Raw genomic sequence first — 11461 nt, forward strand, 5'->3', positions numbered from 1 at the left:
GAGGCGTCCAGAAATCTAGGGGCTACTCACTGATCCAATGAGCACCATCAAGCGCGGGCCGCACGGTGGTTGTTTAGATACCATTGGTACGTATCGCGGATACCTTGCTCAAGGCCGGTCTGAGCTTGCCAGCCCATCTGCCTAAGTCGGCTAACATCCATTAGCTTGCGCATCGTACCATCTGGCTTGGAGGGGTCTATCGATATGGCGCCATCAAATCCTATGATGCGAGCGATAAGCTGGGCAAGCTCAAGGATCGAAATGTCCGTGCCGCTGCCAACGTTTATGTGGCTTAGCATGGGCTGCGTATTAGCCTGATAAACATCGATGGTGAGGTCTAGCACGAACAAACTGGCCGAGGCCATATCATCGACATGCAGAAACTCGCGACGTGGGGTCCCCGTCCCCCAGATCACAACCTCATCAAGGCTTTGCTCTTTTGCCTCATGGAAACGGCGGATAAGTGCAGGCAATACGTGGCTATTCTCAGGGTGAAAATTGTCACCCGGGCCATAGAGGTTGGTGGGCATTACGGACCGATAATCAGTGCCGTATTGGCGGTTGTAGCTTTCGCACAGCTTGATCCCAGCAATCTTGGCAACGGCATAGGGCTCGTTGGTGGGCTCGAGCGCGCCGGATAGCAGCGCCTCCTCGCGCATGGGCTGCGAGATAGCCCTCGGATAGATACAAGAGGATCCTAGAAATAGCAGGCGGCGCACACCGGCAAGGAACGCTTGATGGATGACATTGCACTCCATCATCAGATTTTCGTATATGAAATCAGCGGGGTAGGTGTTGTTGGCATGAATGCCGCCGACTTTAGCTGCCGCAACGATCACCGCTTCGGGCCGTTCTTCTTGCATAAACTCCCGCACAGCCGCTTGGTCCGTCAGGTCTAGTTCGGCACGGCTGCGCACGAGTGGCGAAATCCCTTGAGCTTTCAACTGACGGACGATAGCAGAACCCACCATGCCTCGGTGCCCGGCAACATAAATCGTCATTAATAAGCCTCAGATTGCAAGCGCTACGGGTGTGTCGAAACCATGTGCCTTCAGCAAAGCATGGCGGCGGGCAGTCTCAAGGTCCGCTGCGACCATCTCCTTGCACATCTCGCGGACCGAAATTTCCGGTACCCAGCCGAGCATTTTCTTGGCCTTGGCCGGGTCCCCTAGCAGCGTCTCAACTTCCGCCGGACGGAAATAGCGGGGATCAACGCGCACGATGACGTCCCCAGGCTTAACCGCCGTGGCTATATTGCCGGAGACAGTGTCGACAATTCCAATCTCTTCAATACCATTGCCTTCAAAGCGCAGTTGAATACCCAGCTCTTCAGCCGACCAGCAGATGAAATCACGAACTGAATGTTGTTGCCCAGTGGCAATAACGAAATCTTCCGGCCTGTCCTGCTGCAGCATCATCCACTGCATGCGTACGTAGTCCTTTGCGTGGCCCCAGTCACGGAGGGCGTCGAGGTTGCCCATGAACAGGCCAGGCTCGATCCCCTGACTGATATTTGCAAGACCACGAGTAATCTTGCGGGTGACAAAGGTTTCACCACGCTTCGGGCTCTCGTGATTGAACAGAATACCATTGCACGCGTAGAGGCCATAGGCCTCGCGGTAGTTGACGGTAATCCAGTAAGCGTACAGCTTGGCAACGGCGTAGGGAGACCTCGGATAAAAAGGTGTCGTCTCGGATTGGGGTATTTCCTGTACCAGGCCGTAAAGCTCTGACGTCGAGGCTTGGTAAAAGCGGGTCTTCTTTTCCAGCCCCAGAAAGCGGATGGCTTCGAGTAATCGCAGGGTGCCGATGGCGTCGACGTCAGCAGTGTATTCTGGAGCCTCAAAGCTTACTGCGACATGGCTTTGTGCACCGAGATTGTAGACCTCGTCAGGCTGCACCTCCTGCAGGATACGTGTGAGGTTCGAGGTGTCTGTCAGATCGCCGTAGTGCAAGCTGAGCTTCGGATCGGGCGCGTGGGGATCTTGGTAGATATGGTCGATCCGCTGGGTGTTAAACGAAGAGGCACGGCGTTTGATGCCGTGGACTTCGTAGCCCTTCTCGAGCAGGAATTCGGCAAGATAGGAGCCGTCCTGTCCGGTAATGCCGGTGATGAGGGCACGCTTTGTCATGGTCTTTCCTTATGATCTGATTAAAAACTGGCTGAGTTTGCCCAAGTTCTTGCCGGCCAGCGCGCCGATGCCTCCAACCTTGTTCCTGCGAAGTGCGCTGAAATCCTCACGGCTTTTGCGCAAGATCCGTTCGATTGAACGGTTGCTCTCCCCGCCAACCCGCATCTTGACGAGAACCTCGGGGAGCCAGGCCGCTGCAATTTGCCCTTTGGCAAAATAACGCAGGATGGAATCGTAGTCGGCAGCGATGCGGTAACTGGTGTCGTATCCGCCCCAAGTCTCGATCACCTTGCGCCGAAGAAACAGCGCGGGATGCGGTGGCATCCAGCCGCGTCGCAGTTTCGCCGGGTGATATTCGCCGGATTTCCAATGTCGGATTACCCGGGAGGTATCGCTAGCCGAAACGTAGTCAAGGTCGCCATAGACGGCATCGGCCTTGGTCTCCTCGAAACACCGCTCGACGCGGGCCAGCACTTGCGGGTGTGCCAGAAGATCGTCTGAGTGCAAAAGGCCGATGACATCGCCACTAGCTCGCGCCATTGCGCGGTTCAACGCGTCATAGATCCCGTCATCGCGTTCAGAAATCAACTTGCGCCGGCAATCGGGCCGCCCTGCCAGCAGAGCCAAAGTGCCATCAGTCGAGCCCCCATCCTGCACCAGATGTTCATAGTTATCATAGCTTTGCGCCGCGAGGCTGTCGAGCGCATCGCCTAAGGTAGCCTCGCGGTTCCAGACGGCGGTAATGATTGAAAATTTAATGGCCGTCATTTCATTACGTCTATACCAAGCACATCGCGGATCGCCGTTGGCGCATCGACCTTTTTCCGTATCATATACGCTGTGGCTTCCGCCAGTTTTGCATCGACAAGGAAGCGATACCAAAATCCTTGCAAGACATGGAAAGCAAGTCCTTCGCGCCCATCAAGAAAGCCAAGCCGCAGGACGTAACGCCAGAAGAAATAGGCGAAAGCCCGCAATCCACTGGGCAACCGAACATAAAGCCTTTCTTTCAGCCAGCGCTTGACCCCTGCTTGACCACCAGCAAGGCCCGCCACGCTGTCATGGGTCATGAAACCATGCTTTAGATTCAAAAGATCCACAACCTCGCGGCTGGCATAGGAATTGTGCTTGGCGGTCCACCAGGACAGGGAGTTCAGATTGTCGTCAAGAATCTCGCCCTTAAGCCAGGCAACCGGACCCGACACTTTGATATGTTCGTCCATCCAGCGATCCTCGCAGCGGCCCGCTCCATGGCGGAAGATCCGCAGAACGCGGATCGGAAATACCCCGCCGTGGCGGATCGGACGCCCCATGAAACTCATCCGGCGACCGATCGTAACGCCTTCGATATCGTCGGCAAGGCGCGGCAGTTGCTCCGCGATTTCACGGGCAAGGCTGGGACTTACCACCTCATCGGCATCAAGTCGCATCACCCAGCCGGTGCCGTTGGGCAAGAGATCCAGCGCATGGTTAAACTGACGCGCATAGTTCGTCCACGTATTATGCTGAACCACTGCGCCTAAGCGTGTGGCAATCTCAACCGTACGGTCTGTTGATCCTGAATCTAAAACAAAAATATGAGAAGCGAGCTGGCGGACAGATTCTATGGCGCGCGCAATGTGCCGCTCTTCGTTATGCGTTAATATCACGACTGTCAGCATGACAATTCAACCTGGTCGCTTCATGATAGCGACCATCGACTTCGCCAACACCGGAATTCGCCCCACTCTTCTAAAGCGGATATCGCGAAATCCCGCTTCCTCTAACAAAATGGTCAAAGTTCTGATCGACCAGAACTTGATATGCCCATGATCCCACGTCGCAGTGAAATGGGCATCCATTTTACCCGTCATTGCGAGAACAAGGTTCTTCAAATAGCCATGATAAGGGGTACTTATAATCGCTGTTCCACCCGGCTCAACCAAACTAAAAAGGCTATTTAGAAAATCACGCGGTGCATACACGTGCTCTATTACCTCAAGGCTAGTGACAACAGGAAACCGCCCAAATCGCCCCACCAAATCGTCGTACGCTGATCCCATCTCGAGCCGAAGTTCCGGATATTTTTTGTTAGCCTGTGCTATTCCCTCCTCTGACGGATCAACGCCCGACACTTCCCAACCAACAGTGCTTAGAGCGGCCGCGATGCTACCGTTGCCACAGCCAAGCTCAAATAAACGTTTTTCCTTGGTCAATCGAAGCCCTGCCAGCTCTTCGGACAATGTAGGAAGCAAATAGGCATGGGAGCTATTAGGATAAGCATTCTCATAGCTATACCCGCTTATATCAACTTCGACGGTCATTTGCGCTCCTCTAAGAAGATGTCGTGACGATATTTATTAGATACCGAGCATATACCGTCAATCGAACCCTTTGTCTGATTGCGCCCAGTTAATTCAACGCCCGTCATTGAAATATATAGTTGCCTTACATTCTCGGCAACTTCGTTCAGCGTCCAAGGCCAACAGACTAGGCTTCGTCTCCGCGCTTCCTAATTTCCCGTGCGGGATTGCCGCCAACCACCATCTCAGCGGCCACATCTCGCACAACGACAGAGTGTGCCAAAACGACGGCACGCGAACCAATCCGTACACCCGGGCCAACAAATGCACCTGCCGCAACCCAAGCTCCGTCACCAATGACAATTGCCGCCCCTGTCAAGGGAAAAGTCGGATCGTCGAAATTATGACCTGCTGTGCATAGATAGGCCTTCTGACTAACAATCGCACCCTCACCCAGCTCGACACAAGCAACGTTATAACAATCGACTTCGGGGGCTAAGCAGCTTCCTCTATACAATTTGAGGTTCCAAGGTGCCCAAATTCTTGCGCTAGGATAAGGGTGCACGTCCGCATCTACAGTCGCGCCAAACAGGCGGAGCAATAAACACCGCCACCGATGAGCGGCCACCGGAGTGGGACGAAAAAATAAAGCGCTAACTACGCGCCACAAAAACCGTCGAGCCCGATTACGAAAATTGATCGTGGGCAACGGAACAATTTCAGCGCGTTTAGACATTATCTTTGCAAGCTCTCAAGCTCAAAGCGTTGACTCCACCGACCGTTGGGCAATCGCGTCATCATACACTGACAGCATCCTGTTAGCCACAGATTCCCAAGAGTAATCACGAAGCATCCAAGCGCGGCCGCGTTGCCCCATTGCGTTACGTTTATCTTCAGGCAAACTCATCGCTGCGTCGAGCGCAGCGACCAGTGGGTCGACGCCGTGTTCAATCCACCATCCGCATTTTTGGTCGACCAGACCCGACCATGGTGCTCCGCGTGTAGCAATCACAGGCGTCTCCATCATTAGGCTTTCCGCAACTGTAAGTGCAAAGTTTTCGGATCTTGAGGGAAGCACGAATAGGTTAGCGGAGGCCATCGAAACATTGCGCTGATTTCCATCAACCGCCGCCCTGAACGTTACACGTTGCAATTTTAGTTTTGCGACCAAATCTTGCAATTCAGACCGGTGCCCGCATTCATCTGGCCCTACGATGTGGAGCGACCAAGCCGTGTGCTTGCTTTCGAGAAGCGCCCACGCTTCGATGAGGGTGTGGAGATTCTTGACAGGGTGGATTCTCCCCAAGGTGAGAAGGCTCTTATTTTGCACATCGAAAGTAGGAGGCACGGGAGAAACATGAATGCCGTGAGGAACAATCGAAACTCGATCGTTCAAGCCGAACAACCGTATGTCATCAGCTTCTGCTGCCGCAGATGCGACAAGCGCGGCGGCACGTTTTATCACCTTATCCTGAAAAAGAATTCGAGCAATCCGTTTCTTATGTTTGGAGTAGGAGAGCGCGACGGGCGATAGCATACCGTGGGGTGAGTAAATGTAAGGATTACCTGTCCTAAGATGCCATTGCAGGACTGCTACAGACGGATACATCCACAGACCATGAAGATGTACAATATCCGGCTCAAAGCGCGACAAAGCCGTCCTTAAACCTGGCGAAAGACCGAAGGAACGCGCCCAACTAATAACTTTCAGCGCTTCGACTGGAGCACCCTCCCACCTAAATCTGTCAACCCGTGACCAATCTGAGGATTCAAGTCCAAAAACTCGCACATCATGGCCAAGAGAAAGTTGCTCCAGCGATAGCGCCTCAACTACAGCGCCAACACCCGCAGCTCGACGGTCAAGGCCAGAGGTTACATGAGCAACACGCACTATATTTTCCTACATTGCCACCGCATTCAGAAAAGGTCTTTCTAAGGTACCGCATTGTGGCCCCGCCATGGCACTACCGCCACACGCGACGTGCCGGACATTACCGCTCGTAAGATAGTTTCGAGATACTCGGCACCAGCATTTGCTCCAAGAGAGCGAGCCCACTTTCGCAATCTTTCTCGGCGCGCGGACGTGACCTTCCCTTGCGCTAGCACAGAAGCTAGCGAGTTACGCAAAGCGGTGGGATTATCAGTTGGGAAAATCCCACCAGCATTGCTGGCAGCGACCACATCACGCGCGCCACAAGACGAACTACATATTACAGGCGTCCCTGCCATTAGTGCTTCGGAGACAACTGCGCCCCAACCATCATGATCGCTTGGAAGGACGAGGCAATCCGCCCTCCCCATGTAGTCGGTTACGTCACTCATTGGCACAACACCGCTAAATGTGGCGCGATCATAAAGATGGTCCGCCGCGAGACGCATCAGGCTTTCACGCATAGGTCCATCGCCAATCACCTCAATCTCAAAAGATTGATCTGAAAGCTCAGACAAGCACCGCAATAAAAGATCGACTCTTTTTCGAGCCACCAGTGCGCCCACGAAAAGAAAACGAAAAGGTGAACCGGCCAATGTGGGTGCAGAGACCTCAGAATCTTGCAAAAAGTACGCGAACGGAAAAACTTTCAAATTTGCAGGTGCCATTTGTGCCACCCAGGTCGTTGTGTCGGCTCCAATTGCCAACACGGCATCCAACCCGGTTCGCCACCTATTCAGGTGCCAGGCATACAGCGCACGTCTAAGTGCCCCAATAGGCCCTCTCCGATCCACAGTCTCCATGATCACGAAGTGACGTCGACCGCGCGCCTTAATCGCCCTCTGAGCAAGAGCTACAGATCCATTCGACCGGAAGCCCTGTGTTAAATGAACGGAACTCGATAACGACAATGATACGAGCCGCTCAACCTCGTGCGCTGTCGAGGCAAAATAAAGCGACACATTGGGAAGATCGGGAACTTGCCATCCAAGCGCCTCCCGGTCCTCATCGAGCTTTCGTTCCGCTACATAATTAACTTGATGACCACGATCAGCAAGCGAAACTGCCAAGAAAGCCATATGCGGTGTAACCATCCGTTGCCAGAACCAAATCGAGAGCGACGTCATGCCAATGACTGCCTCAAATCCAGGAAGGATGCGAGGGACGCCCCAACAACGGATGGCCCAAATCGGCGCTGTATACTGAGCTGACCTGCTGATGCACGCCGGAGAATCTCAATCGGATCAGCCGCCATTTCCATGATTATGCTACTCAACACGTCGGCGTTCGCACTCTGCATGATCCACGCTTCATCTTCTTTGAAAATGTCTCCAACGTCACTAACACTAGTTGCGATGAGTGCTAAACCAGCCGAAGCAATCTCAATCACTTTCGAAGGGAATGTAGTCCCTGCAAGCTCTCCTTCAGGACACTTCAAGGATAAACTTGCGTGGCAACTATGAAAAAGCTCATAGTAACCAGCGCGCTCCACTCCTTCATGCACCTGGATTTGCAGGCGACCAGACCGTAGGGACGCGCTTAAACCGCGCACCCTATCAAGATCCCCCTTTCCCGTAACAATGAAAATAACGTCTCGCGCCAAGCGACGAGAGTGACACTCCAGATTCATCACTGTGTCGCAAAATAGGTCTAAGCCAGTGGACGGCAGAATTGACCCTCCGAAATGTACGCGTAGTGCACCACCTGAGGAAAGCCTAGCCCAACGAGGATCGACGTGCGTACTGACGGAGGGCGTCGCAACTCCGTGCACAGCCAAAAACTCACCTATCTCGAGGCAACGACCAATCTGGTTCGATACTGTAATCTTGTGGGGAGACGTCAAATTACACATCACCCTATAACATAACACTTCGATAAGCCAACGTACTCCAGCCTCCTTTCCTGTTGGAACGTCTTCTATATCTTGAAAAACTGAAATACCGCGATACTTCAAGATGATCAAAGCAAGCAGATACTCCAATGCGTGATTGTAAAACAAGACTGTATCGCCCTGCTTTATGACACAAACTGCAAACCGGGCAAGTGCAAAGGTGCCGCAAATTTTCCGAATTAGTGCGAAGCGCCATACCGGCAAAAAATAACTAGGGAAGCCGTCACCCCGAAGAGCCCGGCCACGCTGTCGCAAGGACCCTTTACCAACAAAAGGAAGCGACACTAGCACAGACCGCTTACCAACTTTTCTCAATGCAGAAGAGATTGCAGTCATCTTAGCTGCTGCCGCTGCAACGTATGCATCCTCGCCGATTGCCGCAACGTAGGCCTCAGTACAGACCATGCCGATATAAAACAGGCGGGGCTTTCTCACGGTCAATTTCCGACCTCTTCATCCACAATTGAGATCACTTTCACCACCCGAGCGGGAACTCCAGCAAGCAGAACGTGCTCTGGGTAACTGTCTGGAAGAACCACCGCTCCTGCCGCAACCACACAACCCGATCCGATATCAACACCCCCAAGAATGACTGCTCTAGCCCCGATCCAAACCCCGTCACCAACAGAGATTGGTTTTGATAATCCTGCACCAGCTCGCCTGCTGCGCCCCCCGATTGCATGACTACCACAGTTGAAAAGAACCCCCGGACCGATATCGCAGTTCGAACCCACAGACACACCCCCTCCATCAGGGACAATAAAGGTTGCATCGATTCCAACCCATGTGCCCTGACCGATCGACACTGGCCCCGAACCCACAACACGGCAACCTTGGTTTAGGCTGACACCATGGCCCAAATATACACCGCAAATCCGCCACAAGGCCCGCTTGGCCGCAAAGAGCCGAGTAGGGGGAAATATCATAAACAAAAGATTCACAAAATGCCTAATCGAAGATGTCATTGAAAAAGCCCTCCTGCCACAAGCAACGCTTCACAGAGAGTGTAAATCCTATATCCTCACGCCCCTAATACTTGAGCAAATCAAATAAATGGCAAAAGCGTAGAACAACGTTAAAACTGTGAATGCACTAAACCAAAAGATCCCAAGTATTGAATATGCACTACATAGGATCATCATGCTTCGAATGGCGTTTCCTAAAAAGACCATTCTAAATCGATAGACGCTCCCCCATTGAGCCAAAGCAAAAATCGGAATAATCGCCACCCAATAACCTGCACCGAAATCTGCTATGAGACGCGGAATCATATTCGTTTGTGTCCATGCCCACGGGGCCGGTGTGTCACGATAGAAAATATGTCCAAACACCTCACTCGAATCGACCAAGTTTGTGGACAAGATCGGGCCAAATAACCTATAAGCCGCATCAAAAGTATAATATCCATACGGAATACTGGCCTCGGAGGCGTGCATAGCATGGACAGAGATCGAAATATACGTGTCAGAGACATACATCGGAATAGCAAACATGGCATTGATAATAGAATCGAGGACGCTAGATTGGTAACTCATGCCGTCCGTTGGGCCACGAAGAAGACGAAGCGCCGTGAATACCGTCATTATGAGCGCTGTCACGACGACTAAGGTTCTTTTAAGCTCTCCAATTACATCTCTATTTTCTTTTCCGCTTGCGCTCACTGCATAGGCAATTAGATAGAGCGCGGGCCCTACAATGACGTTTATTCGTCCACCTAGGGACAAATTGTGGAAAACCAATCCTGTTGTTGCAGCAAAGGCTACCAACTTGCTTACGCGAGCCCTCGTTCCGTCACTAAATCCAAGGAAAAGAAGGAAGGCTTGTGCAAAATAGAAAAACTGTACGCTGGCTGAGCCGTAGGTAAGGTCTCCAGTGACAGCCGCATATCGAAGAGCCTGCAAGTCCGAAAATTTGTTCCGGTTCAATATGAACTCATACGCTCCAATGAGAAGGATTGATAAAGCAATAAAATTTTGCTTTCTGCCGAGGAACGATATGAAGCCCTCTTCGACCTTTCTATCGCCGCGCCCTCCTGGCATTCGCCTATATATATATGACCCAATAAGAAATCCAACAAGTGCGGACAATAGCGTTGCTAGAACAAGCTCCCTTGTCCCTTGATCTATCGGGTACTGAGAATAGTATTCAAAAAATGGAAAGCTTGTCACGATTTCTGCAGACCAGATTAGAAATAGCCATGCATACCAAAACGCTTTATCGGCGCTAAATTTGTTCTGCGTAAGCGCAGAGTTAACTCGCATTGAGAAGAGAGCAATTACTGTCACAATCACAAGAAAAGGAAATTTCTCGAACATGAGATCGCGTCCTTTTAGGTTACGACACCGATGATCGTGCCAGTACCAACTTCAGTGCTCTCTTTAATGAAATCGGCAATATCTTACTTGCCGAGTCCTTAAAGCTCGCCTTCATCAGATTAAGTCCAAGAAGGGATAGTAGCTTTATATAGACATATAGGCCAACCGAGTGAATTTTGAGATGATTATGCATGGACAAAAAGATCGCGAAATAGGGCATTCCGTTTAAATAGCCATCAGAAATTCGTGGGCCATTATGGAGATGATAGTTGTAAAGCGCCTTGGGGACATAGACCCAAGTTTTTACTGTGGCGAGATATCTAAGCATAAAGTCAAAATCTTGCATCCGCTTTAGTGAGACGTTCCATTGCATACCTTTAGGTATGGTCTCTCTCCGCATGATTATTGCTGAATTTGAGGGACTCTTCAATCTAGAAATGAACTGATGGGGTTTCAATTCATTTCTGAATAGTTCGCAGGATCCTGCATGCTCATCGATTACTCGATAATCACTAATACAGCAATCCGCATTTTTGTGATTCAGTGCGGCGATTTGCGTAGATATTTTTTCCGCTGGTATTGTATCATCCGAGTCAAGAAACAGTAGATAATTCCCGGTAGCAAGGCTCATTCCAAGATTTCGTGCGGCGCAAGCGCCCTGGTTTGGCTGACTTACAAAGCGCACTACTGTCCCAGGACGGTGTTTCATCTTCAAAAATTTTTTACAGATTTCTACACTTTGGTCCGTTGATCCATCGTCCACCAAAATCAACTCAATCGCTGCGTGCTCTTGGGTGAGGCAACTCAATATCGTTCTCTCGACCGTGCGCTCCCTATTAAAGATTGGAATTACGATCGAGCAAACGTCTTTTGACGAAGCTTGGTTTTCGGATTTCTGCATCTTGGCCATT

At 51.5% G+C, this 11461-nt stretch carries 12 protein-coding genes; all 12 read right to left on the bottom strand.

What is annotated here, in order from left to right; genetic code table 11:
- Positions 1–47: 47 nt before the first annotated feature.
- The 12 genes from IM701_RS18365 to IM701_RS18420 all read right to left on the bottom strand — a co-directional run bounded on the left by IM701_RS18365 (position 48) and on the right by IM701_RS18420 (position 11460).
- Entirely contained in the window at positions 48–1001 is a 954-nt protein-coding gene (locus tag IM701_RS18365) for a GDP-L-fucose synthase (protein ID WP_193828981.1), read from the bottom strand.
- Positions 1002–1010: 9 nt separating this feature from the next.
- Positions 1011–2132, bottom strand: a complete 1122-nt coding sequence (gene gmd, locus IM701_RS18370; RefSeq protein ID WP_039338566.1) for a GDP-mannose 4,6-dehydratase — start codon at positions 2130–2132, stop codon at positions 1011–1013.
- Between the two features lie 9 nt (positions 2133–2141).
- Positions 2142–2900, bottom strand: a complete 759-nt coding sequence (locus IM701_RS18375; protein WP_211257973.1) for a glycosyltransferase family 2 protein — start codon at positions 2898–2900, stop codon at positions 2142–2144.
- Positions 2897–3793: a glycosyltransferase family 2 protein gene (locus IM701_RS18380; RefSeq protein ID WP_039338564.1), complete on the bottom strand. Its 897-nt coding sequence runs from the start codon at positions 3791–3793 to the stop codon at positions 2897–2899. The genes IM701_RS18375 and IM701_RS18380 overlap by 4 nt, the downstream gene beginning before the upstream one ends.
- Positions 3794–3799: 6 nt before the next feature.
- On the bottom strand, positions 3800–4435 hold the full coding sequence (locus tag IM701_RS18385) for a bifunctional 2-polyprenyl-6-hydroxyphenol methylase/3-demethylubiquinol 3-O-methyltransferase UbiG (protein ID WP_039338562.1): 636 nt from the start codon (positions 4433–4435) through the stop codon (positions 3800–3802).
- Positions 4436–4601: 166 nt separating this feature from the next.
- Positions 4602–5150, bottom strand: coding sequence for a hypothetical protein (locus IM701_RS22150; protein WP_082013557.1), 549 nt, complete (start codon positions 5148–5150; stop codon positions 4602–4604).
- Between the two features lie 21 nt (positions 5151–5171).
- Positions 5172–6305 (bottom strand): glycosyltransferase, encoded by a 1134-nt coding sequence (locus tag IM701_RS18395; RefSeq protein WP_082013556.1) that lies wholly within the window; start codon positions 6303–6305, stop codon positions 5172–5174.
- A 41-nt stretch (positions 6306–6346) separates the two neighbouring features.
- On the bottom strand, positions 6347–7471 hold the full coding sequence (locus IM701_RS18400) for a glycosyltransferase family 4 protein (RefSeq protein ID WP_193828982.1): 1125 nt from the start codon (positions 7469–7471) through the stop codon (positions 6347–6349).
- Entirely contained in the window at positions 7468–8670 is a 1203-nt protein-coding gene (locus tag IM701_RS18405) for a hypothetical protein (RefSeq protein WP_156135948.1), read from the bottom strand. The genes IM701_RS18400 and IM701_RS18405 overlap by 4 nt, the downstream gene beginning before the upstream one ends.
- 2 nt (positions 8671–8672) lie before the next feature.
- On the bottom strand, positions 8673–9200 hold the full coding sequence (locus IM701_RS22295; protein ID WP_082013554.1) for a DapH/DapD/GlmU-related protein: 528 nt from the start codon (positions 9198–9200) through the stop codon (positions 8673–8675).
- 48 nt (positions 9201–9248) lie between these two features.
- On the bottom strand, positions 9249–10550 hold the full coding sequence (locus IM701_RS18415; protein WP_193828983.1) for a hypothetical protein: 1302 nt from the start codon (positions 10548–10550) through the stop codon (positions 9249–9251).
- Positions 10551–10569: 19 nt separating this feature from the next.
- Positions 10570–11460, bottom strand: a complete 891-nt coding sequence (locus IM701_RS18420) for a glycosyltransferase family A protein (RefSeq protein ID WP_082013553.1) — start codon at positions 11458–11460, stop codon at positions 10570–10572.
- Position 11461 lies beyond the last annotated feature (1 nt).

The organism is Novosphingobium sp. ES2-1 (assembly GCF_015169775.1).
GTDB classification, from domain to species: domain Bacteria; phylum Pseudomonadota; class Alphaproteobacteria; order Sphingomonadales; family Sphingomonadaceae; genus Novosphingobium; species Novosphingobium subterraneum.

Excerpts from the sequence above, each read along its gene's own strand:
- IM701_RS18365 (WP_193828981.1), bottom strand. The coding sequence starts at position 1,001 with ATGACGATTTATGTTGCCGGGCACCGAGGCATGGTGGGTTCTGCTATC.
- IM701_RS18380 (WP_039338564.1), bottom strand. The coding sequence starts at position 3,793 with ATGCTGACAGTCGTGATATTAACGCATAACGAAGAGCGGCACATTGCG.
- IM701_RS22150 (WP_082013557.1), bottom strand. The coding sequence starts at position 5,150 with ATGTCTAAACGCGCTGAAATTGTTCCGTTGCCCACGATCAATTTTCGT.
- IM701_RS18385 (WP_039338562.1), bottom strand. The coding sequence starts at position 4,435 with ATGACCGTCGAAGTTGATATAAGCGGGTATAGCTATGAGAATGCTTAT.
- IM701_RS22295 (WP_082013554.1), bottom strand. The coding sequence starts at position 9,200 with ATGACATCTTCGATTAGGCATTTTGTGAATCTTTTGTTTATGATATTT.
- IM701_RS18420 (WP_082013553.1), bottom strand. The coding sequence starts at position 11,460 with ATGGCCAAGATGCAGAAATCCGAAAACCAAGCTTCGTCAAAAGACGTT.
- IM701_RS18400 (WP_193828982.1), bottom strand. The coding sequence starts at position 7,471 with ATGACGTCGCTCTCGATTTGGTTCTGGCAACGGATGGTTACACCGCAT.
- IM701_RS18415 (WP_193828983.1), bottom strand. The coding sequence starts at position 10,550 with ATGTTCGAGAAATTTCCTTTTCTTGTGATTGTGACAGTAATTGCTCTC.
- gmd (WP_039338566.1), bottom strand. The coding sequence starts at position 2,132 with ATGACAAAGCGTGCCCTCATCACCGGCATTACCGGACAGGACGGCTCC.
- IM701_RS18375 (WP_211257973.1), bottom strand. The coding sequence starts at position 2,900 with ATGACGGCCATTAAATTTTCAATCATTACCGCCGTCTGGAACCGCGAG.